This window comes from Paenibacillus sp. NPDC056579 (genome assembly GCF_042793215.1).
Classification (GTDB): domain Bacteria; phylum Bacillota; class Bacilli; order Paenibacillales; family NBRC-103111; genus Paenibacillus_S.
In genome coordinates this window covers 860026-883925 of the sequence record NZ_JBHTVD010000003.1, presented here as the reverse complement: position 1 = coordinate 883925, position 23900 = coordinate 860026, and the positions used below count along the sequence as shown (strand labels likewise).

17 protein-coding genes and 1 pseudogene are annotated in these 23900 nt (G+C 51.7%); 13 read left to right on the top strand and 5 right to left on the bottom strand.

The window, feature by feature from the left end; genetic code table 11:
* The first annotated feature begins 5 nt into the window (after positions 1-5).
* The 3 genes from ACFQ88_RS16550 to ACFQ88_RS16540 all read left to right on the top strand — a co-directional run bounded on the left by ACFQ88_RS16550 (position 6) and on the right by ACFQ88_RS16540 (position 7505).
* Positions 6-5666, top strand: a complete 5661-nt coding sequence (locus ACFQ88_RS16550; protein WP_379454830.1) for a choice-of-anchor I family protein — start codon at positions 6-8, stop codon at positions 5664-5666.
* A gap of 224 nt (positions 5667-5890) precedes the next feature.
* Positions 5891-6565 carry a Crp/Fnr family transcriptional regulator gene (locus tag ACFQ88_RS16545; RefSeq protein ID WP_379454829.1) on the top strand — a complete coding sequence of 225 codons (675 nt, stop codon included), beginning with the start codon at positions 5891-5893 and terminating at the stop codon, positions 6563-6565.
* Between the two features lie 22 nt (positions 6566-6587).
* On the top strand, positions 6588-7505 hold the full coding sequence (locus tag ACFQ88_RS16540; RefSeq protein WP_239627923.1) for an MBL fold metallo-hydrolase: 918 nt from the start codon (positions 6588-6590) through the stop codon (positions 7503-7505).
* Between the two features lie 42 nt (positions 7506-7547).
* Here the strand turns inward: ACFQ88_RS16540 and ACFQ88_RS16535 are convergent, their stop codons facing one another.
* Positions 7548-8792 (bottom strand): MFS transporter, encoded by a 1245-nt coding sequence (locus ACFQ88_RS16535; RefSeq protein WP_379454828.1) that lies wholly within the window; start codon positions 8790-8792, stop codon positions 7548-7550.
* 247 nt (positions 8793-9039) lie between these two features.
* Between ACFQ88_RS16535 and ACFQ88_RS16530 the strand changes: the two genes are divergently transcribed.
* The gene (locus ACFQ88_RS16530) at positions 9040-9468 is read left to right on the top strand and encodes an HIT family protein (protein ID WP_379454827.1); all 429 of its coding nucleotides are present in this window, start codon (positions 9040-9042) and stop codon (positions 9466-9468) included.
* Between the two features lie 96 nt (positions 9469-9564).
* Here ACFQ88_RS16530 and ACFQ88_RS16525 read toward each other — a convergent pair whose 3' ends face one another.
* On the bottom strand, positions 9565-9930 hold the full coding sequence (locus tag ACFQ88_RS16525) for a cupin domain-containing protein (RefSeq protein ID WP_379454826.1): 366 nt from the start codon (positions 9928-9930) through the stop codon (positions 9565-9567).
* 48 nt (positions 9931-9978) lie between these two features.
* A complete protein-coding gene (locus tag ACFQ88_RS16520; protein WP_379454825.1) occupies positions 9979-10764 on the bottom strand; it encodes an EcsC family protein in 786 nt (261 codons plus the stop codon).
* 199 nt (positions 10765-10963) lie between these two features.
* Between ACFQ88_RS16520 and ACFQ88_RS16515 the strand changes: the two are divergent.
* The 9 genes and pseudogenes from ACFQ88_RS16515 to ACFQ88_RS16475 all read left to right on the top strand — a co-directional run.
* Positions 10964-12196, top strand: a pseudogene (locus ACFQ88_RS16515) (Na+/H+ antiporter); the annotation flags it as partial.
* A gap of 127 nt (positions 12197-12323) precedes the next feature.
* On the top strand, positions 12324-13091 hold the full coding sequence (locus ACFQ88_RS16510) for a DeoR/GlpR family DNA-binding transcription regulator (protein ID WP_379454824.1): 768 nt from the start codon (positions 12324-12326) through the stop codon (positions 13089-13091).
* Positions 13092-13360: 269 nt separating this feature from the next.
* Positions 13361-14167, top strand: a complete 807-nt coding sequence (locus tag ACFQ88_RS16505) for a heparin lyase I family protein (protein WP_239627908.1) — start codon at positions 13361-13363, stop codon at positions 14165-14167.
* 18 nt (positions 14168-14185) lie between these two features.
* Positions 14186-15766: a CBM96 family carbohydrate-binding protein gene (locus ACFQ88_RS16500; protein ID WP_379454823.1), complete on the top strand. Its 1581-nt coding sequence runs from the start codon at positions 14186-14188 to the stop codon at positions 15764-15766.
* Between the two features lie 249 nt (positions 15767-16015).
* Positions 16016-17041 carry a hypothetical protein gene (locus tag ACFQ88_RS16495; RefSeq protein ID WP_379454822.1) on the top strand — a complete coding sequence of 342 codons (1026 nt, stop codon included), beginning with the start codon at positions 16016-16018 and terminating at the stop codon, positions 17039-17041.
* Positions 17032-18108, top strand: a complete 1077-nt coding sequence (locus ACFQ88_RS16490; protein WP_379454821.1) for a hypothetical protein — start codon at positions 17032-17034, stop codon at positions 18106-18108. Before ACFQ88_RS16495 ends, ACFQ88_RS16490 begins: the two co-directional genes overlap by 10 nt.
* Before the next feature lie 501 nt (positions 18109-18609).
* The gene (locus tag ACFQ88_RS16485; protein ID WP_239635509.1) at positions 18610-19137 is read left to right on the top strand and encodes a DinB family protein; all 528 of its coding nucleotides are present in this window, start codon (positions 18610-18612) and stop codon (positions 19135-19137) included.
* Positions 19138-19403: 266 nt separating this feature from the next.
* Positions 19404-20258 carry an SMR family transporter gene (locus ACFQ88_RS16480; protein WP_379454820.1) on the top strand — a complete coding sequence of 285 codons (855 nt, stop codon included), beginning with the start codon at positions 19404-19406 and terminating at the stop codon, positions 20256-20258.
* A gap of 29 nt (positions 20259-20287) precedes the next feature.
* Complete coding sequence (locus ACFQ88_RS16475; RefSeq protein ID WP_379454916.1) at positions 20288-21361, top strand: metallophosphoesterase family protein; 1074 nt, start codon at positions 20288-20290, stop codon at positions 21359-21361.
* 212 nt (positions 21362-21573) lie between these two features.
* Here the strand turns inward: ACFQ88_RS16475 and ACFQ88_RS16470 are convergent, their stop codons facing one another.
* Entirely contained in the window at positions 21574-22287 is a 714-nt protein-coding gene (locus tag ACFQ88_RS16470) for a response regulator (protein ID WP_379454819.1), read from the bottom strand.
* 90 nt (positions 22288-22377) lie between these two features.
* A complete protein-coding gene (locus ACFQ88_RS16465) occupies positions 22378-23880 on the bottom strand; it encodes an ATP-binding protein (RefSeq protein WP_379454818.1) in 1503 nt (500 codons plus the stop codon).
* Positions 23881-23900 lie beyond the last annotated feature (20 nt).

The window sequence follows — 23900 nt, the reverse complement described above, 5'->3', positions numbered from 1 at the left end:
CATCTTTGAAGAAGAGAAACAGACGCATCGTCTCGTTGCTGCTTGCAACGGAAATGCTGGCGGGTTCGTTGGGCGCAGCCGTTCCTGTAATGGCAGCTCCGGCACCGCTGGCCGGAACGCCTTATGCCGTGAACGGGAAATATGATGTAACGGTGCCGCACGTATTCATTAACCAGGTTTATGGCGGCGGGTTAAAGACCGATACCGGCACTTACATTTCCAACGGTTTTATCGAGCTGTACAACCCGACGGACAAGGATGTTGACCTGAGCCAATGGTCGCTTCATTATTCCGACGGCGATTTGAGCGTATGGGATAAGTTTGACTTGAGCGGGACCATCAAAGCACATTCCTCCTACTTAATCGTTGGACGTGCTACCGGTGCCTCTAATGAAAATCAAAAGGTGGATGTTTCCACTAAATTCGACAAGCAGATTGACCGTTTTATTAGCAACAAAGGCTTCAAGGTTGCTCTTATGAGCAATCAGACCGCATTGACTGTGGTCAATCCGTTCGCCGAACCGAAGCCGGACGGATACGTCGATATGCTCGGAACCGACAGCAATGACGGGGATACGGCCGTGAACGGATACGAGACGGAATATCCAGGTAAAGGATATGGCGTTTCCAAGAAGAAGTCCCTTCGCCGTAAGGCGCTTTCGGACACCGACAACAACAAGGCGGATTTTCAACAGGTCGATTACAGTGCGGCCAACGCGACGGAAATCAGTATCAACAAACCCCGTGCAGGGTCTGACGGGCAGTGGGATTCGAAGGTTACCGTTACTACTTCTTCCTTGATGGAAGCTTATGCCGGATTACCATACAGCGCTTCCGTGTCCGTATCCGGTGGACAAGCTCCTTATACGTTTAATGCGGTCGGTTTGCCTGACGGCCTTACAATCAACAAAAATAATGGAGGTATCGCAGGAACTCCATTAACCGGCGGAACGTCGTCGGTAACGGTATCCGTTTACGATGCCGTATACGGTCCGTCGAGCCCGTTGTCATGGACGAGCAAAACGTTCTCGCTCAATGTCCGCAGCGGTGCTATTCAGGATAAGCTGAATGTTACGAAAATCGGCGAATATTCTGTTGGTCAAACGAACCCTGACGGCGGTGTCGCTGAAATCGTCAAGTATAACAAGGATAACGGCAAATTTTATGTCGTTAACGGCTCCAGCAATCCGCCGAGCCTGGATATCGTCAAGCTGGCCGCAGGAACGATGACGAAGGATAAAACCGTACACGTTAAGGAGCTTTCTGAAACCGCCGGTTTTGTATATGGAGATTTAACGAGCGTGGATGTCAACACAGCGACCAAGCGCGTGTTCGTGTCCGTACAGGAAAAGGACTCCATGAAAAACGGTAAAATTCTCATGCTCAACTATGACGGAGAATTGCTCAAGACCTACGAAGCCGGAGTACAGCCGGATATGATTAAATCGACTCCGGGCGGACGTTATGTGCTTACCGCCAATGAGGGCGAGCCTCGCGATTTGGGCAAAGATCCGGAAGGCGGCATTACGATCGTAGATACGACGACCGATACGGTTACTCATGTCAAATTCAACGATCCATCCGTCATCGCTGATAATGTTCATATTCGTGGCGCTTCCGATTCCGAAGGAATCATTCGCGGCAGCGGGACGAAAGCCGACGCCATTAAGGATCTGGAGCCGGAATTCATTACGCTTTCCGCAGACAGCACGAAGGCTTATGTTTCTTTGCAGGAAGCGAATTCGATTGCAGTTGTCGACATCGCTTCGAAAAAGGTTACAGCCGTTAAAGGACTGGGTCTCAAAGATTTGAACGATCCGAACAATGCGCTTGATCTGGTGAGCGATAGCTCCGTCAAGCTGCAAAACGTACCGTTCTACGGCATGTTTATGCCGGATGGTATCACCACGTATACGGTTAACGGGAAAACGTATCTGCTTACCGCTAACGAAGGGGATGTCACGGAATGGCCGGGCCTCGAGAACGGCTCAACCATTAAGGACATGAAGGCATTGCTGGACCCGGCATCGGCGGCAGCTCAATTTATCGGCACCTCCACTACTTACGATAAAGTGGAAGTTGCCAGCGACATGGGCAATGATAGCATCTATTTGTACGGCGGCCGTTCGTTCTCCGTTTGGGATGCGGACACAATGCAGCTGGTTTATGACAGCGGCAGCGATTTTGAGACTATCACTTCCCAGCGTTTGCCGAACTATTTCAATGCTAGCAACAGCAATGCAACCAAAGACAGCCGCAGTACTAAAAAAGGACCGGAGCCGGAAGATATTAAAGTCGGCAAGGTCGGTACGAAGCAATTCGCATTTGTCGGTCTGGAGCGCGTTGGCGGTATCATGACTTATGATATAACGGATCCTGAGCGCCCGGTGTTCGCCAACTATATTAATACACGCGATTTCGTCAATTTGCTGCCGAATTCCGCACCGGAAGGCTTGGAATTCATTCCGGCTCCACAGAGCCCTACCGGTCTTCCATTGCTGCTTGTCGCCAACGAAGTCGGGGGAGAAGTTACCGTTCTTCAGCTTAACGTGACGAAGGTTACCCTTGACAAAACATCGCTGTCGCTTGAGGCAGGCGCAGCGGCAGCTCAGCTGAACGCAACGGTATCGCCTGTAGGCGGCGGCGCGGCATCCGCTACCTGGTCGTCCTCCAATCCGGCCGTAGCTTCAGTTGACGCCAACGGCAAGGTTAACCCTGTTGCTGCAGGAACCGCGGTGATTACAGCAATTAGCGCTGACGGCTACGGCGTGGCGGAAGCAAGCGTACAAGTGCTGCCGAAGGGCAGCGGGGAAGCTTGGACATTAACCGTTATGCACACTAACGATACACACGCCCATCTGGCTGATGTAGCACGTCGAGCTACAATGGTGGGACAAGTCCGTTCGGAAACGAAGGACAGCATTTTGGTGGATGCAGGGGACGTATTCTCCGGCGATCTGTATTTCACGAAGTGGCAAGGTCTGGCCGACCTCAATTTCATGAACGGCATGGGCTACGATGCCATGACCTTCGGCAACCACGAGTTTGATAAAGGAACGGGCGCGCTTGCGGAGTTTATTAAAAAAGCGAACTTCCCGCTAGTCAGCTCGAACATCGATTTTACGAATGACGCGAACGGCGGCCCGCTCGTGAGATCCTCGGTAACTCTCAGCACTTACCTTGCCGGCGGCATGCGGACTAGTCAGGCGGCAGGCATTTATCCTTATGTCATTTTGGATGCGGGGAGCGGACAAAAGGTCGGCGTTTTCGGATTAACAACCGAGGACACGAAAGAAACGTCCAGCCCAGGCAAGGATGTTACGTTCAATAAAGCGGAAACTTCTGCACAAGCAACCGTAGACAAGCTGCAGCAGGAAGGCATCGATAAAATCATCGCTCTGTCTCACTTGGGCTATGCGCGAGATAAATCACTTGCTGAAGCAGTAGAAGGAATCGATCTGATCGTAGGCGGCCATACGCATACGAAGCTCGACGCACCTGAGTTTGTTACAGACAGCGTACACAGCACACCGACCGTCATCGTTCAGGCTAACGAATGGGGCAAATATCTCGGCCGTGTGAATGTTACATTCGACAGCCACGGGAATGTCATCGCATTGCCTGATTTTACGAACGGCAAGCTGGAGCCGATAACCGCCGCCGTCGTGGAGAATGGCGCTGCCAAGGCCATGCTGGCTCCTTATAACACCGAGCTGGAAGAGCTGAAGAACGAAGTTGTCGGTAACACGAAGGTCGTTCTTGACGGTGAACGGGCCAATGTCCGCTCCAAGGAAACGAACCTGGGTAACTTCATTGCAGACGCAATGCTTGCGAAAGGGAAAGAATTGAAAAACGCCCAAATCGCCATTCAAAACGGCGGTGGTATCCGTACCTCCATTGATGCGGGAGACATCACGATGGGCGAAGTAAGAACGGTTATGCCGTTCGGCAACACACTGTACATTCTTGACGTTACCGGCCAAGAGCTTCTTGAAGGTCTCGAGAATGGCGTCAGCGGAGCAACGCTGGCGGATCTTCCGGGCAAGTTCCCTCAAGTAGCCGGCTTGAAGTTTAAGTGGGATCCGAACCAGCCTGCAGGAAGCCGTGTTTATGACGTTCAAATTAAGAAAGATACAGCTTTCGAGCCGTTGAACTTGACGGCAACCTACCGCATCGCTACGAACAGCTTTATGGCTACAGGCGGCGACGGCTATGCTTCCTTCGCAAGGGCAATAGCTAACGGTGCCTACCATGAAGATCTTGGTTATGCCGATTATGAAAACTTCATTAACTACATGGACTCGCTCGGAGGCTCGATTGAGCCTGTAGTCGAAGGCCGGATTGAGAAAGCGGCTAAGACAGAGCAGCCGCCGGTTGACAATCAAGGCCGTGGCGGCCGCGGAGGTTCTTCCGCTCCTGCCGCTGCAGCTCCTGCTGAAGTATCGGACAAAGGCATTACAGTTAAGCCTGAAATCAGCAAAACCGAGGACGGACGTACCCAAGCATCCGTAACATTGGCTGTGGCGGACATCCAAAAGGCGTTGGAGCAAAGCAAGGAGAAAGTCATCATTAAGGTGGACTCCGGCGATGCAGATATGGTGACGGTTCACGTATCCAGCGCGGCGCTGCTGGCTATGGCTTCAGCGAACGGTAACGCTGTGTTGGTGGTGGAAAGCCCGATCGGCTCTTATGAGCTTCCGGTCAGCGCGCTTGACCTCGAAGCACTGTCCGGCAAGCTGAATACGACAAGCGATAAGCTCGATATCCGCATTCATATTACAAAAGCCGACGATAAGCAAAAAGCGGAAGTGGCTGGAAAAGTAGCCGCAATCAAAGCGAATTCGCTCGCTCCAGTCATCGACTTCTCCGTTGATGTGACGGTGAACGGAGAGCAAGAAGTGATCTCTTCCTTCGGGAATACGTATGTCACCCGTTCCATTCCTGTTGAAGGTGCCGATGTGAAGCCTAACCAAGCTACCGGCGTAATGCTGACTTCATCGGGCGAATTGAGATTCGTACCTTCCTTGTTCAGCCAGACTGACGGTAAATGGACCGCACAGCTGAAGCGTAACGGCAATAGCTTGTACACCGTAATCGGACATCAGCAAAGCTTTGGGGATACAGCTTCCCACTGGGCCAAATCCGATATTGAGCTGCTTGCGTCCAAGCTGATCGTCCAAGGTACAACGGACACCACGTTCCAACCGGACGGCAGCATTACGAGAGCGCAATTCACTGCAATCATCGTTAGATCGCTTGGATTGGATGACAACCAAGCCGGCCAATTCAAAGACGTTGCCGCTAGCGACTGGTTCAACGGCGTTGTAGGCGCGGCTTATGAAGCCAAGCTGATTTCCGGATACGACGACGGCACATTCCGCCCGAATCAACCGATCACACGCGAAGAGCTCGCTGTATTGATGAGCAGCGCCCTGCGTTACGCTAATGTGAAAGCAGGAGAGCAGACAGCCGACCAGGCGCTGAATCAATTCAAAGACAAAGGCGCAATCGCCGGATGGGCCAAAGAAGGGGTAGCATCCATCGTACAAGCCGGTATCACTAACGGCAAATCGGAAGGCTACTACGAAGGTACGTCGCAAGCGACCCGTGCCGAAGCTTCCGTCATGATCAAGCGATTGCTGCAAAAGGCGAACTTTATCAATTAATTGTTACAAGATAAGAATTAGTAGTTGAGATCATTTTACTCAAAGGCTTCCGCTTTCGTGGCGGAAGTCTTTTTTTGCTATCGTTTCGATTTAGGCGGTGCTGTCTTGTCCGTATAATCCCAGGTTATCGATTTTGTCGGATACCCGACATTAATTTCTGTGGATTTATGTTAAAATCGATATATTGCATCGGAATACTAGTTATTTGGAAGGCGGTTGACGGGATGGACCTGTATAACGATCTTACGGAGCTAAAGGAGCTTAAGAACGAGGATCCTACCAAAGAAGTGATCCTGGATGCGTTCCGCAAATACGGAGTCCGGAGAAGCTGCACGAAGAACGAGTATATTTTTCAAGAAAATGATCCGCCGGACGGTGCTTACTATGTCCAATCGGGATTGATCAAAATATCTCAATCGTCGGAAGAAGGCCAAGGGATTACTTTATTTCTCCGTTATGAGGGAGAAGTGTTCGGCAATGCGGAGCTGTTGGCTGGCGTGAAGCGCAGAAGATATGCGCGGGCTCTGAGCAACTGCCAGCTCCTTGTATTGGATGGAGTGAAGTATACGGAGCTTGCAAAAGAGAATCCCGAATTTGCATATTCCGTAGCGGTGTTAGGAGCTCGCAGGCTTCTTCAGACGCAGCAAACAGTGGAAGCCCTGATCAGCAGACCCGCTGCCTGGAGGCTGGCGTGGTTTATCATGAAGCTCGGCAAGCCGGCGGGAAGAACGATCGAAGCGTCATTACCGTTAAGCCATGAGGAGATTTCCTATGTGATCGGATGCAGCAGGCAGACCGTAACCGAAATTTTGAACAAATGGCGAGAGCAAGGTCTTATCGAATATACGAAGAAGAGTGTCGTTATTGTACAGCCGGAGCATTTTTTCTCCACAATCTAAAATATATAGGGAGGTTATTCGAATGCAAATTCAACCGCAGCTGCATCTTCAGCCTGAATTTATTGAGGGGATCAAGGCCGTCATTCTCGGAACGGGAACGCCTCGGGCATTTTATGGCCGGGCCAAGGCGGGCGTCGCCGTCCTCGTGCGGGACAAGACGTTTCTGGTCGACTGCGGCGGGGCAACGGTAGATCAGCTGATCAAATCCGGAATCATGCCGCAGCGTATTTCAGACGTTATGTTTACCCATCATCACAGCGATCATAACTCGGGCTTTTTCGATGTGTTCATCACGAGCTGGCGCACCCATGTTACGGCGGATCAGGTATTTGAAGGCAGGAAAGGGCCGATGAATGTATACGGTCCGACGACAACGAAGGAGATCATCGGCAAGATGAGGGAGTCCTTCGATTTCGACGCGAAGCTGCGGGTCAATTACAACAAGTCATCCGGGGACGGGGCGGATATTGCATATCATGAGTGCAACGAAGGCGTTGTATATGAGCGGGACGGAATCAAAGTAACCGCATTCGAGGTCGATCACCGGCCCGTATATCCGGCCATTGCCTACAAGTTCGAATACAACGGCAAATCGCTGGTCATTTCGGGAGATACGATCCCCGTCGCCAGCATGGTCGAATACAGCAAAGGCATTGACCTGCTTGTGCATGAATCGTACAACAAAGCGTGGCTCGATGCGCTGATTGAGAAGTTCCCCGAGCAAACGGAAGGGTTGTCCAATCCGGCAAAATACCATTCGACAACGCTGGAGGTTGCCGAAATCGCAAGAGAAGCGGGCGTCAAGCACCTTGTGCTCACTCACCATATTCCTGCTCCTGCCGCAACCGACAAGGCGGAAGCGGAGTATACGGAAGGGATGCAAGAGATTTACGGCGGCAAGATCACGATGGCGAGAGATTTAATGTCATTTGAACTGTAACAAAGAAAAAGCTCCCTCGACGGGGAGCTTTTCTACTTTACTCTATCGGCTCGAAGCCTCGCGCATGGCTTGAACCAGATAATGCAGCGCAAGCACGGAGCCGCTGGCGAGCAGGAGCCAAGCCATGGAGCCGAAGCCGGCGAACAGACCGAACCGGTCGGCGCTCCAGCCGAACAGCAGCCCTGTCGCCGCCGTGAGCGCATGGGTCACTACCGAATCTATCGAGCTGATGGTGACCCGGTACCGGTCATCCGCGCGGCGCTGGATGTAGCCCGTCGTCAGAGGCGAGACCGTCTCCATGAGGAAGATGCATACAATCAAATAGGCAATCTGCCACTTATGGGCTGCGCCGCTGTACAAGAACAGCAGAGCGATCGAGCTTGCCATCAAGCCGACGAAGATAGCCGGATAAGAATAGCGCTCCTTCAGCTTGGCGGCGGCTAATCCGGATAGCGCGCAAACAATCATCGTGGCCAGGCTGATGTAACCGAACTGGCTTACCTGGAAGCCCAGCTGCGGAAAAGACAAGGAGCTGATTTCATGCAGCTGTCCGTACAATACGGCCCCGATGATACCGCCGAACAGCATCACCGGCAGCAGCGGTCGCAGCGGCCCTGCAAGGACATAACGGCATTGCTTCCATAGCTGCTGCACATTCTGTCTGCTGCTGCATTCCGCTCCGGACGTTATCTTGCCGCCATCCTGAATGGAGCGCTCAGGCTCATATAGCGTAAGCGCGATGATCGCTGCCGCAGGCAGCCCGAACATGGACATCCAATAATTGAATGCCAATCCGTACCGGTCCGCCATATAGCCTCCGAGCACTCCGGCAGCGCCCGATAAGGCGAACTTGAGCAGCTTCCAGCGCCCCAAATAAGCTTCGTACTTGTCGGATCTGCCCATACCCTGCAACGTCTCGTACCATATCGATTCCATCGTGCCCGACTTGAGCGAGCAGCCGACGGCCGTCACGACATAGGTCAGTGCGAATACGGGAAAGCTGTAGGCCATCAAAGACATTGCAAACTCCAAAGTACAAATCGCAAGCCCAAGGGATAAAACATACTTTTTCTTCCATTTATCGGCCAATAATCCGCAAGGAATCTCCAGCAGCACGCTCGTAACGGAGAAAATAATAAAGATCCACTGCATCTCAATAATCGATAAACCGCGTTCTACGGCGAATAACCGTTCTATGACATAAGCGAAAATCCAGCCGTTGCAAAACGTAATTGCATACAGCTTGCCAATGTTGCCCTTAAATCGGGCTGCGTCCTCATGCTTCATGCTTTCCCTCCATTCGGTTGTTAACACACATCGTCAGATGCGAACCGAATAGGGGGACCGCGTGCCTGTGAACGGCACCATTCGAGTTAAACTCAGCTGCTGCTTTTATTGCGTATACGCATGCCGGTCCAGCCTCCTGTATTTTAGATAATTGTAAGCTAAATAGGAACAGCGGAGATCCTAAAACCAACAGTACCCAGCTATGGTATGATAGATACATTCCGTCATAACCAAAGGAGGGGTTACCGTGCATACTCCGATTCATTGCTTAGGATGCAGACTGGCACTGGGGCTGCAGCAGACCCATATCGTATGGGAGGATGAACGGGTGACCTGCCTGTTGGACATCGATCCGCTATCCGAAGGCCATACGCTCATTTTGCCGAAACACCATGCTGTAGATGTCGATGAACTGGATGCGGAGACGGCTGCTTCCGTCATGAAAGCCTCTATGCTCCTGTCCCGAGCCCTCAAAGCCGCCTACAAGCCGGACGGCATCTCAATCATGCAAAATGGCGGACTATTCAACGACCTCAATCATTACCATATGCATATATTTCCCCGGTATGAAGGGGACGGCTTCGCATGGCAGGAGCCTGTAAGCAGCGGCTTGGCAGACAAGCGTTTGGAGCAAACGAAGAGACGGTTCACGATGGAGCTCGAACGGCTCCGTTAATCTTGCCGGAGCACGGGAAGCCCAGGCGCACGTCTCGATGCTGTGCGGCAGCCGGACAACCCTCGGCTTGCGTCGTAATTACGCATTAGACTGCATTCACGACTCAGTAGTCTGCCTGGTCAGGTCTGCAGCTATCCGGTCTCCGCGCGTCTGCGGATGGGAAATGACAAGAAATTCCACATCCGCGTCGGATGTGTTTTTCATTTGATGCGGGATTCCTGGCGGAACCTCGACCCCTTCGTGTGCATGCAGGCGCGCCGGTTCCCCATTCACCTCGAGCTCCGCTTCTCCGCTTAAGACGAAGAAAAACTGCTGCGAATGCACGTGATAATGACGGACTTCGGATGTGCCCGGAGGCATCCTCTCATGAATTACGCTTAACTCCTTATTCTGGACCAAGTGCCAGCCGTCGCATTGGTCTCCCCAAATATAATGCTGCGCATTTTGCTTGCTTATTTTCATCCAGATCGCCTTTCCTTTATATGTTTAATAGTGCATTCGATTCTGTTATTAAGGATGGTAGGGGTCCGGCGCTTCCAATGCCTTGCGCTTCTCTTCCTCCAGCCAGCGGAGCCGGTAGCAGTTCATCCCGACACGGCCGAGCTCATCGAGCAGCCCATAGTTCGCCCAAGCTCCCACGACAGCGCCAATGCCCGGGACGAGTTGAAGCATTTTGCGGAAATCTATCGTATCCCGGTATTCCTGCTGCAGCTGCTTCCAATCGATATGCTGCGCGTACGACTCGGAGGGCGGAAGCAGCCGGGCCGTTTCGGGCCAGCGCAATATCGTCCGGTATAGGACGGCTTTCTTGTTTTGGCTGGAGTAGGCAAGCTGGAACACTTGCAGAATGAACAGCCGCTCCCGGTAATCGTTCGTCGAATGCCCGTATACATGAGCGAGCTCGAACAAAAACTTCATTTTGATCCCGATGAGGATGGGAAAATCCGCGAGTCCGAGCAAGATGCCTCCGGCTCCGGTGCCGGCTCCTTCAGCCGCAGCCAGCTTTTTATAGAAGCCGATGAGCTCCTCCGCCTTATGATCTCTGAGCGCCAGCGTCGAGCCGGACAGGGGAGGCTGCTTGGGCGTATATTCCGCACTGAACAACGCTGTCTGCACGATTCCTTTTACCGCAGCGGTGATTGTTTGATGCACTTTCTCGGGGATAACCTGGTTGATGCGTGTCGATACGGCTTTCGATGTTTTTTCCAATAAGCCGGGCGGCTTCAATAGCTCAAGCTCCCATTGTTTGAGAGCTTTGGCTGTTTGCTGCTCATAGACGCTTGCGTTAGTGTCCATCCGATACATAAGCCCCCTCTGGATCAAGCTATGGATTTGATTCTTACCTTTTTATTATACATGCGGAACAAGCAAAACGACAAAACGAACCGTGAGATTGGGAATTGCTGGTTGAGTGCTCGGCGGCGGTTTCTGATCCGAGTCAGACGGTTAAACAAGGAATACGTACGGAGTAAAGGAACGAAGTGGGGACGCATGTATGGAGCTATTTATGAATGTCATCGTACTGCTGGTTATGGTCGTTATCGCACATATTGTCAATGGATGGGTACCCTGGTTCCCCGCCCCGATAATTCAAGTCGGCTTAGGGATTGCCGCAGCGCTTCTTCCGTTCGGAATCCGCATCCCTTTGGAGCCGGAGCTGTTTTTTATCGTTTTTATTGCTCCGCTGTTGTTTAACGACGGAAAGCTGACGCCAAGAGACGAGCTATGGCAGCTCAAAGCGTCGATATTGCTGCTTGCTCTAGGTCTAGTCTTCATTACCGTCATCGTTCTTGGATGGTTCATTCATTGGATGATCCCGGCGATTCCGCTTCCTGCGGCGTTTGCGCTAGCCGCTATTTTGTCGCCTACCGATGCGGTAGCCGTCGGCGCTTCAGCCAAACGGATCCGGCTGCCCCGTCATATATTGAGGCTGCTGCAGGGCGAGGCATTAATGAACGATGCATCCGGCTTGGTTGCTTTTAAATTCGCAGTCGCAGCGATGGTGACGGGAGTGTTTTCGTGGGGCGAGGCTGCGGTCAGCTTCGGGCTCATATCCATAGGAGGGTTGCTGTGCGGCGCGGTCAGCGCCTATCTGATCACCCGGCTGCAGAGGTTTCTCAGTAAGTACGGGATGGAGGATGCCACCGCACATATGCTGCTCCAAATCCTGGCTCCGTTCCTTATTTATTATTTGGCCGAAGAGCTTCACGTGTCCGGCATATTGGCGGTTGTAGCCGCCGGCATCGTGTACGCAATCGAACGGGACCATACGACCTACGCGACGCCGGCCATGCAGAATGTATCGTCGAGCACCTGGTCGGTCATCATGTTCATCTTAAACGGACTCGTCTTTCTGCTGCTGGGGCTGCATATTCATGAAGTCAGCACAGCAATATTTTCCGATGCATCGTTTGATAACGGGCTGGTTATCGGCTACATTATCGCCATATCGCTGGCGTTGATAGCTATTCGTTTCCTGTGGGTATACTGGTTCGTGAAAGAAACCGGCTTCCGGACCTCTCTTATGACGGCGATTTCCGGCGTTCGCGGTGCGGTCACGTTGGCGGGGGCGTTCTCGATCCCTTACACTTTGCAGGACGGAAGCGAGTTTCCCGGGCGCTCGCTGCTTCTGTTTCTTGCAGCAGGGGTCATCGTATTCACGCTGGTGACGGCAAGCGTTCTCCTCCCGCTTCTGACTCAAGGGCAGCAGGACCAGGTCACGGGAAACAATGCCAAGGAATGATTGTGTGAATTATTGTGTTTTCGTGCATATGATTTTGCAAATAAAGGCTGCTATGCTACAATGGCAGTAGCACACAAGATAGGTCTTGGATTAGGAAAGGGCGGTAACGGACGTGTTCGTGCAGCAAAGGCATCAAGCCATTATTCAAAAGCTTCATAAAGAAAAATCGGTCGTTGTCTCCGACCTGATCGATATGTTCGGCGTATCGTTCGAGACGGTTCGGCGGGATTTGGAATTTCTGGAGAAAGAGGGCTTCCTGAAGCGAGTGCATGGCGGAGCTATTCCGGCGGATATCGACTATAAGAAGGAGCAGCCGCTGACGATCCGCGAAACGAAATTCATGGAAGAGAAAAGGCAGCTTGTCGAGCTGGCGACACGGTATGTGTCGGAAGGCCAATCGATCGCGCTCGATGTCAGCACGACCAATACCGAATTCGCAAGAGCCTTGAAGCGCAAATTCGAGAAGCTGACGATCATTACGAATTCGCTCCCTATCGCCAACGAATTGGTCGAGATGCCGCACTATACGATCATCCTTACCGGAGGAATCGTTCGCAACGAGGAGCGGGGGACCGTAGGAGAATGGGCGGAGGCGTTCGTATCGCAGTTCCATGCAGATCTGTTCTTCATGAGCGCATCCGGCGTTTCGCTCGAAGAGGGTATCACCGACTTCGGAATCGGGGAGCTGCAGATCAAGAAGCTGATGCACAAGAATGCAAGGAGAACGATCGTGCTGGCCGACAGCAGCAAGCTCGACGTCGTGTCCTTGCTCAAAGTATGTCCTATCGAGCAGGTCGAGCGGATTGTTACCGATGCCCTGGCGGATAGGGACATTGCCGCAAAGTATAGAGAGCACGGAATTGAAGTTGTATATGAATAAAATAAGCCTAAGACCTCCCGGTTAACGGGAGGTTATTTTTAAGTTGACGCATTGTTTAGACATACTTCCAAAACTGATTATTTTCCATCAAAAACTGATGAGTTTCCGGCATGTTGGAATGTATGGGATTGTTTTACAATATTTATGGAAGCGCTTTAACTTGTCTTCCGAAATCTTATCCGATAGGGAGGTGACGGATTCTTACTTTCAGCATGGTCAGTCGGAAATGCCCGTTTTGACACGCTAAAACTATTTAGGAGGATGATGTCATGTTGAAGAAGTCCCGTAAAGCCGCAGTCGGATTGTCCTTATTGTCGTCGCTAGTTCTTGGAAGCCTTACCGCTTTTGCAGGCACTGTATCATTCACATCGGACGGTCCGAATACCGGTCAATCCGCGCTTGCCATTTTCAAGCAGTACTTGGGAACCGATCCGGTGGACGGTCCCGACGATACCGGCCACTTGTATGAGTCCACTTCCACCCATGTAGGCAACGTGTTCATGTTTAAGGTGGGTGATTCGACCGATACGGCTGCTCTGGACGGCTCGAATACCGACAGACAGCGGCTTGAAATCAAAGCATACAACAGCTCGCAAAGCAATGTGAAGGCGTTCCAGGGCGATACGGTGACTTATAACTGGAAGTTCCGTCCGATGTCCCCATATCCGGTTTCCCCATCCGGCAATTTCCATCATATATTCCAGCTGAAAGCTTCCGGCGGCGACGACGGATATCCGGTTCTTACCTTCTCCGTAGACGGCGGCAACTTGAAGTTCAAGCACAGCCCGATCGGAGCCGACGCCAGCCAGGTTCAGACTTTGGCGCAGACCGCTTTCTCTAACGTAGACGGGCAATGGGTCGAGGCGACGGTGACCGTCCAAAATACCGATAACGGCCAGCTCACCATGTCGCTCAAGAAGCTCGATGGTACGACATTGATGTCCTACAGCGGGACCAAGGACAACTGGAGAACGGGCGCCGATTTCAACCGTCCGAAATGGGGCATCTACCGCAAAATTTACTCCGGTATGCCGGAGGCGAAAATTCAGTTCGCGGAGTTCAACATCACTAAGTAAACGGGGGGTGGAGATAAGGTGAAAAAAACAGTAAGGATTTGCGTTTTATTCCTGTTTTTCTTATCCATGATCCCCTTGTTTCATGCCGATCCGACCGCGTTTGCCGCTACGTATACCGTTCCGGCCGGAGATGTGGCGTCGCTGCGCAGTTATTTAGCCAACGCCCAGCCGGGGGATATTATCCAAGTATCGGGAACGTATAACGTTACGGACGGCACGATTGCCACCTCCCGAAGCGGAACCGCAGGCAACTACATTACGATCCGCGGCACGGGGAGCGGAGCTATTTTCAACTACACCGCCTCCGCAGGCAATGCATCGTTCCATATTAAGCACGGCTATTACAAGCTGGAAAACATTACGATTAACTCCAATTCGCAATCGAACAAAGGTCTGCTGATCGAAGCGTCTCACGGTTATGTAACGAATGTGACCGTGAAAAATACGCTGTCCGAAGCGTTCAAAATCAGGAAGAACAGCCAATATTGGCTGTTTGAGAATTGCGTAGCGCAAGAGGCCGGCAAAAGCGGCAAGTTCGGAGAAGGCTTCTATGTAGGAGATGCGGATCAGAACTGGACGACGGCCCCTAATCCGGATCAAAGCGGCTATATTACGTTCCTCAATTGCAGCGCGATAAAGACGAAAAACGACGGCTTCGACTTTAAGGAAGGAACGCATCATATCAAGGTCATCGGCAGCACGGTAGACTTCCAGAACACGGTGCCGGAATCCACTGTCGGCAATAACGGCCTGTTCATGCGCGCCAACAATGTTCAGGTCATTAACACGACGGTGAAAAATAACGCAGGCACCGGTCAAGGGTTCCGTACGAGCAAGCTGACGGCTTCGGACGGAGTTTCCTACGGAAGCAACCTGGAGCTGAAAAAGGTAACGGCAACGAATCTGGCAGGCGCCATGATTTATACGAACTATTCGTCCAACAAGCTGTACACGGATTACACGATGACCAGCGTTGCAGGCGGATTGCATGCATCCGGCTCCAATACAGCGACCTCGACTAGCCCCTCCTCCTTTAACGAGATGACCTGGAGCGGCGAAGGCGGAGCTGTGTATGGAGGCGGGCAGACGCCGCCGACTACAGTTTCGCTGACAGCAACGGCTGACAGCTTCGTTCGCGGCGGCACGGAAGCCGGCAACAATTTCGGCAGCCTCGATACGATGACCGTCAAGCTGGACGCCAACGCATCATTGGAGAGAAAGGGATATTTGAAGTTTAATACGTCGACGTTAAGCGGCAGTGCGACTTCGGCTACACTCAAGCTGTACTTGACGAATCTTCACAGCAATACGACGACCTATACGGTGGAGGCCCGAGGCTTGACGAACGATTCGTGGAGCGAGTCGGCCATCACCGGCAGCAACCAGCCGACCGAGGCAGGAACGGTTCTAGATACGGCGGAGGCATCGGCGGAAGGAACGTACATCAGCTTCGACGTCACCTCGTTCGTTAACAGCCAGACGGACGGTACCGTCAGCTTCCGGCTTGTCGGACTGGATACGTCGCTCGGCGGAGATTATGCAACGAAGGAGCATGCTACGGCTTCGTTCCGCCCGGTTTTGGAAGTAACCGGATCATAGGCTTCGGACATTCCGGCTGCCGCGGCACGGCATCGCGCTATGCTTGCATGAAGTAAGCAACACTTTTGCGCTGCACCCCAAGAGGCTGACCCGACCGATTCACGGCGGGTTGGCCTTTTTTGCATAAGTATTACCGGTAAATCGATAGTTTTGTCTATATAGATGTGAGGATACGACATATACATGGATAGCGCTTCCATTTATGATAAATAGATAACATACAGAGGAGATACGTATTGGGGGAACACAATGACAAAGAAACCGTGGTCGAAAGGCATTTCCGCTTCATTAATGATTCTGATGATCTTGCTGACGGGCTGTGAGAACGGCAAGGATTCCGCAGCGCAAGCTAATAAAGAGGAGCCTGCGCCTGATGCGAAAGCACAGACCACGCCTGCTCCTTCCAAACCGGCTGCAACGCCGTCCAAAGAAGCCGTTACGATCCAGCATGACAAGATCCTGGCGAAGATCGGTCAGCCGTCGCTGCTGTCCATCGGGGATTCTCATCCCGGCGTGAAGATTCAACCGGTGAAGAACGGTGTCGCCGTGCTCCGTCTTCTTGAAGAGAAAGGCGGAAAAGAGCTGTATAAGTCGGCCGGGCAAAAAGTAGAGCAAAACAAAGAAAGCATCATCGCCGTTCCCGGTAAAGCCGAGGCTGCGGGGACTTATACAATCGAGGTTGAGCTTGCATGGGACGATAAATCAAAGCAAACCGAACAGGTATATTTTACCGTGACGAATAAGCTGAAGGAGAACAGCAGCAGGACAGCTTTTTTGGGCGATGACGGCCGCATGGTGTACGTTCCCGACTATAAGGGCAACCGGATTCCCGACTTTTCCGGCGTAGGGTATATGGGCGGCGGGGTAGCGCTGCCGGACGTGCCTGTCAAGGCTGCGGTGGAGCCTTCTGCGGGAGATGCGACGAAGAAAATTCAGGATGCGATCAATGAAGTGTCCAAGCTGCCATTGGATGGCAACGGATTCCGGGGAGCCGTGCTGTTGAAGAAGGGCGTCTACGAAATTGCTGCCTCGCTTGAAATCAAAGCAAGCGGAGTCGTGCTTCGCGGAGAAGGGCAGGGCGACACGAAAAGCCTGTGGCTCGATCCTGATAAGCCTATGAGCCTGGAGCAATTAAGCGAGTCGCTGAAGCAGAAGAACGCTACGACTTTAATTGCAACAGGCAAGAAAGAAGAAGAATACTCAAGATCCACGGAGCCGGGGATCTGGCTGTTACCGCGAGCGGCAGCACCATCACCGATTCCTATGTGCCGGTAGGCACCCATTCGTTCCACGTGGAGAAGCCAGAGCTGTTCAAGGTGGGAGACCCTGTCGTCGTCCAGAGAGCAGGCAATGCAGCATGGATCAGCGAGCTCAAGATGGATAAAATTCCGCCACGCTCGGACGGAGCCAAAATTACGCAATGGACGCCGTTCAACCTCGATTTCGAGCATTTTGTAACGAAAATCGAGGGGAATCAAATCACCATCGATTCCACCTTGGTCAATGCGATTGAAACCCAATGGGGCGGCGGGAAGCTGCTGAAAGTGAATGACACGCAGCGCATTAGTCAAGTAGGGCTCGAAAATATAAGAGCGATCGCTTATTGGCAGCCGAACAAGGACGGGGTCGACGACACCCGCCATTCGGATGAATTCCTCGATATAGACAATGTAAAAAATGCATGGGTGCGCAACGTCACTACTGAGCATTTTACGAGTATCAATGGGGCGATCCGCACCGGTAAAGGCTCCAAATGGGTCACCATTCAGGATTCCTCCGTGTTGAGCGCCGATAAAAAGTTTTATAGCGGCAAAGGCTATGATTCGACCGGAAGAACGTTCGCCGAAACGAACATTTATGTGGGCCGCTACGGCTTCCTGCTGAACGGGCAGAACGCTCTTGTGATGAGAAGCTTCTCGTTGAACAACCGCCACTCGTTCACGCTCGGCTCCCGAGTTACCGGCCCTAACGTGTTCGTCGATTGCATTGCGGAAAAAAGCGTCGCACAGAGCGAGCCGCATCATCGCTGGTCTGTCGGCGGGCTGTTCGACAATGTCCATGACGATATCAACCTGATGAACCGGTTGAATATGGGCTCCGGCCATGGGTGGGCGGGTGCCAATTACGTCGCTTGGAATACGGAAGGCAAGCTGGTGACGCATCAGCCCCCCACGGCTCAAAACTGGGCTATCGGCCATGTCGGCAAAAAAGACAGCGGGGGCAATCGCGGTCCCGACGGCTTCTGGGATTCGATAGGAAAACATGTTGCCCCGCGAAGCTTGTACATCCAGCAGCTGAAGGATCGCTTGGGCGATGGTGCTTTGAAAAATATCGGATACTGATAGGATGTACAACATATCGTCAACTGGAATGGGGCTGCCGGCAATCGGCGGCCTTGTTGCGGTTTGGTCGGGCTCATTTTAGAATAGAGGTATAGTGCTGCGAACTTCTCCCGGATGAACGTTAGAATTCTGGATTTTGAAATATGCTCTCCTGATCTGAGAGCGATGGAGCTCGCGATATGCTTAATGCGATATGTCGAATCCGAAGAGAGATGGCCCTACGCGAAGCCATTTCTGACCGGTTACAGCAAGCATGCTTCACTCAGCCGTGCTGAAATCGAAATGATTCCCGAGCTTATCCGATTGCGGTGTATGGTTTCTTTCATTCACCATCTCGGCCGGTATTTTGCTGGAGTTGGGTCGTTAGAAAGGGTGCATGAACTGAAAATGCCTCAAAATTAATAAAGACAGGATCCCGCATTAGGGAGCTATGCTATTCGTATATCCCTCATGAGTAGGGGATGTTACCCGTCGATTACAGAAAGGAGCCATCTTATGAGTTTGAATATGAATATGGAAGAAGCGATTGAAGTTCTGGAGCGAACGCCCAAAGCGCTGGAGCTGTTTCTGGCCGGTCTGTCCGATAGCTGGCTGCAATGCAATGAAGGCGAAGGAACCTGGAATGTTACGGAAGTGATAGAGCACCTCATTGAGGGGGAGAAGCATAATTGGATACCGAGGCTGCAATTTATTCTTGATGAAGGTGAAAGCAAGCCGTTTCCCCCGTTCGATCGTTATTCCCATTTAGAGAACCGGGCGGAAGCATCGATCGAGCAAAAGCTGCAAGATTTTAAAGCAATTAGAGCAAAGAACATAACCAAGCTTAGGGAACTAATTCAGCCTGAAGAGCATTTCGAACGGACGGGAACCCACCCGCAGTTTGGCGCAGTAAAGGTAAGAGAATTGCTCTCCACTTGGGTTGTTCATGATTTAACCCACACGGCTCAAATCGTCCGGGTCATGGCAGGCAGGTATAGTACAGATGTCGGGCCGTGGGAACAATTTTTAGGTATTTTGAAAAAGGGATGAGCCTTGAGAAACAGGCCGGCTCCCATAAACATGCGTTCTATTAGGCAGTGTTGGTCTTGAACGAAAGCTTCTTCACACGTTCAAGCCACCGCTGCCTTTTTATATTCTCCTTTAGAGTGACGGAATGTGGCGCGGAGGATCCATTACTACGGACAGAATATTAATTTATTGTAAATAAATTTTGTGTTTATGTGTCACGTATATTGAAGTTATGTGTGTTTGTGTGTTAATATGCGTGTATAAAACCATAGAGGGGGAGAGACGGCATGTTTGTCGTTGCTGTACTGCTGGTGCTTTGCTCGGGTTTGACCCATGCCGTATGGAATTTGTTCGCGAAGAAGAGCGAGGAGAAGAGTTTGTTTTTGTGGGCCATTCTTGTGCCAACCGTTATTTTGCTGCTCCCTACCTCCATTATGGAGATCGTGAGGACCGATCTTCCGGCCACGGCATATTTGCTGATCGTGCTGTCGTTGGGATTGCAGGCCGCCTATGGCTTGCTGTTGGCCGAAACCTACAAGCATGGCGATCTGTCGCAGGTATATCCGATCATGAGGGGCACATCGACGATGCTGATCCCGGCGATCGGGATCTTATTTCTGGGAGAATCGTTATCGTTATGGGGCTGGATCGGGCTAGCCTGCATCATTGTCGGCATATTTCTGATGAGCGGCTGGACGTTTCGACGCACAAGCACGGCGCCGCAGCTGAAGCCTCTGCTGTTGGCTTTTGCCGTCGGACTGTGCACTACATCCTACGTGCTCGTGGATAAGCTGAACCTCCAGTACTTATCGCCGCTGACGCTATTGGAAATTGCAAATGTCGGGTTTGTCCTTGGAATATCCAAATCGGTATTCGTCATACCGGATATCAAGGCCAAGCTCATCTCCAACTGGAAATGGATCATGATCGGTTCGATCCTGAATCCCGGCTCTTATTTGTTATTTTTATTTGCCATGGGTATTTCCCCGGTCTCCCATATATCGCCGATTCGCGAGATTGGGATCGTGTTCGGCACGATTTTGGGTGTGCTGGTGCTGAAGGAAAAGCAAGGCAGGAAAAGACTTATATCTTCGACGATTGTTGCATTAGGAATTATGATGATCGCAGGATTCGGTTCCTGACGAGGAGAGAGGAAGAAGCGGACGTGAGCATGAACCATCCTATGTCTTGGCAAGCAATAGAGGCGGAAGCGATTGCGAAGGTCGAAGCGATTCGGAGCAGCGGGTCGCTGCAGTTTGTATTTATAACCGATACGCACCATGCAGAGCGAGGCAATCAGCTGCTGGCGGCGCAATGCATACAGCGGTTGGCCGGCCGTATTCCGTTTGATTTTATCGCGCTCGGGGGAGATGTGAGCGTCAATGGCGAGAAGCGGAACGTGATGGAATTGCAATCGGAAATGATAGATGCCCTGTCCGTGCCGTCGTGTCCGCTGCTTACGGTGAAAGGGAATCATGACGATAACTCCATCTACGATTACTATCATGACCCGACCGGGACGTCGAACGTCATTTTCCCGGAAGAAACGTTCGGCATTGCGCTCGAGCGGCTGAACGATATCGTCCGATTCGAGCCGGATAACCCCGGCGGACTGTACTACTATTATGATATCCCTGATAAAAAAACGAGAGTCATCGTGCTCAACTGCATCGATATCCCGTATGTGGTCAGTGATTCAGGCGGCTTGAAGCATAACGGTCAGTGGAAATATGCGTTCTCCGAACGGCAGCTTCATTGGGTCGCCGGGACGGCGCTGGATTTGGACGGCGTGGCGGATCGCGGGGAATGGGGCGTGCTGTTCCTATCCCATGTAGCTTTGCTGCAAGACGGAGTGTTCGGCAGTGATCATCCGATCGCTAACGCAGAGGTGATGTGGGGGATTATTCAAGCTTACCGTAACGGATCCGGCTTCGTCTCTGTTCCGACGACAGGGGATTTCGCCCAATCCGTTGCGGCTGATTTCTCTAATCAAGGCGCGGGCAGGGTGATCGCCTCGCTGTTCGGCCATGTGCATTACGATCAGGTCCTTGTCCGGGAAGGTATTCCCATGATTTCGACCTTGAACTGCCAGACGCATCGTGACTTCGAAGAAGCCCCGGTCCGGGAGAAAGAGACGGCATCGGCCATAGCCTTTGATATTGTGACGGTTGATGCGGAGCGGGGAATCATGAACATGACGCGGGTGGGAGCGGGCGAGGACCGCAGCGTGAAGCTGACGTTTTGAGCGATACATATGAGAAAAACCTCTATCGAGGTGTTTTCACAGAGGAGCGACCTTACAGTTTTGCTTTAGCAAAACTCGCTTCGTAAGCAAGATAGTTTTTATCGCCAAATAGAAAATTCACATCCGATGACCTCGGAATGTGGAATTTCTGTTGTGGTGAAAAATATTCAACCTGGTCTCGTTAGCGGCCAGGTTGCTCTTTTTGCGCTGAGCTACAGCTTTTTCAGCACCTCGAATATTTTCAGCTCGTTCACCGAGGCGACTACTTCGGCGGTGCTTTGCATTTTGAACTTTTTCAAAATGCTGCCTACCTGCTTCTTGATCGTCTCGTACTCGACGGAACGTTCCTCCGATATTTGCTTGCGAGTTTTATTCTCGCAAAGCAGCTTGAGCACCTGCAGCTCGCTTGGCGTCAGCTCCGATATGATCTGGATCAAGTACAGAAGGCTCGCTTCGGTTTTTTTCACGCGCACGAATTCCTCGCGAATTTTCTCTGCGATCATAGGCCGGATAGGAGAACGGTTATGGTACGCGGAGCGGATGGCTTCGATAATCTCCTCTTTCTCCGCCGTTTTGAGAATATAATCCATGATGCCGGTTTGAAAAGCAGCAAAAATAATATTGTCGTCCTTATGGACGGTCAGAACGATGATTTTAATATGAGGCAGCTTCTCATGGATCTGCTTGGCGGCGTGAATGCCTGCAAGCGGGTCCTCCATCTCGATGTCCATCAGTACAATATCCGGTTGATGCAAAGCGGCGTAAAGCACAGCCTCGTAGCCGGAATTGGCGGAAGCGACGCTCTCCATATCCCCGCAGCCGGCAATGATCCGCTCGAGCCTTCGGCGGTGCGCCTCCATATCGTCTACAATCAACACCCTTATGCTTGTATTTGTATCTGTATCTGTATCTGTATTTGTATTCATGGGCGACCCCTCCCTTTTCATTACTTCTGACTAAACGGGATTCTACAAGGGGGTATATTTTATTCCCCCTGTGTTTCCCATAAGCTTTAGTTAAACCGCGGGAAGATATATGCGAAAGGTTGTGCCTTGGCCGACCTTGCTTTCCACGCTGATTTTGCCGTCATGTCCGGTCACAATCTTGTGGCAGTAGGACAAGCCGATGCCCCAATTGTTAATCGACGGCTTCGTTGAGAAGAACGGAGAGAAGATCATGTCGAGATGCTCCTCCGGCATGCCCGGACCGTTATCCGTGATGGCTATCATCCCCCAGCTGTCCTGCAGCCCCAAGTGAATCGAGACGCTTCCATCCGGCTTCCCGGCAAGCGATTCCGCCGCATTTTCCATGATATTGTACACTGCCTCCGTCATATGCTGGGTATCCATATAAGCCGAAGGAATTGCCGCATCGGCATGCACCGTAACCTGGATGCGCGGATCTCCTTGCTTGAAGCGGGTCAATGCCTGCCGGACCGGCACATCCAGCGGACTCGGCTGCAGATTCAGCTCGATCGATTTCAGTTTATGAACAGCGTCGTTGATGCTTTCCATCGCGGCGGAGCACGACTTCAGCATCAGGTCGAGACTGTAAGCCGTGTCGCTGTCGTCCGCGTGCTTTTCCCGCAAATATTCGGCTTCCGATCGAACGGCGAGCAGATGATTTTTTACGGCATGGGTGAACGCCCTGGCTCCAAGCGATGCGGTATCGATGCTTTTATTAATCTGGACATCCTGATTCTTGTGATACACCTCGATCGAATTGTATTTGAACGTAATGTACACAAGAAAGGTCAGCGCGGCAAACACTACATAAGGAAATACGTACAGCGTCAACGGATACGACCCGATAGGCGGCTGCTGATAGTTGTAATACCCTTCGAGATAAGTTGCGATGACCAAATTTTTGGGAGCCCAGGAAAACAGCAAAAAGTGGATAAGAACAACCGGAATCAGGCTCAGGATATGATATAGGGCATAATTTTTAAGAAAACGGATTTTCGGATAATTGATATAGTAATTCAACAGCATGCCGAAGGCCACCGCAATCATGCCGTACCCTGCATATCGAAAGCTTCTTTCGAGAACATGGATTGCCAGGGTTAATCGTTCTCCCCAAGGCTCACCCAGACGCTCGGCCATACCTTGAAGCGCAATTTGCAGGCCGGGATCGAAGAAGGCGTATTGAATGAGCAATAACAGGGCGATCACCGCGTATATTTTGGCGTTGGCCTGCCTCTTGGAGGTGCGCGTGAACGATACGGCAAAGCAGAGCAGAGACCCTGTAAATAAAAGAATGCCGCCGTTTAACATACGGATCAGCATATTGGCGTTGAATTTGGTCAGCACGAGATAATTCCATGTCCCAGGACTGAAATTGAACACCGTGTGAATGATATTGTAATAGTAGTTAAATTTGCTCAAATACAGCGTATAAGCAACGAACGAAATGACCCATCCGACAATCATGCCGAACATAAAGCGGGTGGACAAGCTGTTTCGTTTCCGGTATGTGATAAGAATCGTGCAAACAATAAAAAGAAGCGTGAAATAGATCATGATGAACGACTCCGGATTCC

Coding starts and splice junctions, on each gene's coding strand:
- ACFQ88_RS16545 (WP_379454829.1), top strand. CDS start 5,891: ATGGACCTGTATAACGATCTTACGGAGCTAAAGGAGCTTAAGAACGAG.
- ACFQ88_RS16540 (WP_239627923.1), top strand. CDS start 6,588: ATGCAAATTCAACCGCAGCTGCATCTTCAGCCTGAATTTATTGAGGGG.
- ACFQ88_RS16535 (WP_379454828.1), bottom strand. CDS start 8,792: ATGAAGCATGAGGACGCAGCCCGATTTAAGGGCAACATTGGCAAGCTG.
- ACFQ88_RS16525 (WP_379454826.1), bottom strand. CDS start 9,930: ATGAAAATAAGCAAGCAAAATGCGCAGCATTATATTTGGGGAGACCAA.
- ACFQ88_RS16520 (WP_379454825.1), bottom strand. CDS start 10,764: ATGGACACTAACGCAAGCGTCTATGAGCAGCAAACAGCCAAAGCTCTC.
- ACFQ88_RS16505 (WP_239627908.1), top strand. CDS start 13,361: ATGTTGAAGAAGTCCCGTAAAGCCGCAGTCGGATTGTCCTTATTGTCG.
- ACFQ88_RS16495 (WP_379454822.1), top strand. CDS start 16,016: ATGACAAAGAAACCGTGGTCGAAAGGCATTTCCGCTTCATTAATGATT.
- ACFQ88_RS16480 (WP_379454820.1), top strand. CDS start 19,404: ATGTTTGTCGTTGCTGTACTGCTGGTGCTTTGCTCGGGTTTGACCCAT.
- ACFQ88_RS16475 (WP_379454916.1), top strand. CDS start 20,288: ATGAACCATCCTATGTCTTGGCAAGCAATAGAGGCGGAAGCGATTGCG.
- ACFQ88_RS16470 (WP_379454819.1), bottom strand. CDS start 22,287: ATGAATACAAATACAGATACAGATACAGATACAAATACAAGCATAAGG.
- ACFQ88_RS16465 (WP_379454818.1), bottom strand. CDS start 23,880: ATGATCTATTTCACGCTTCTTTTTATTGTTTGCACGATTCTTATCACA.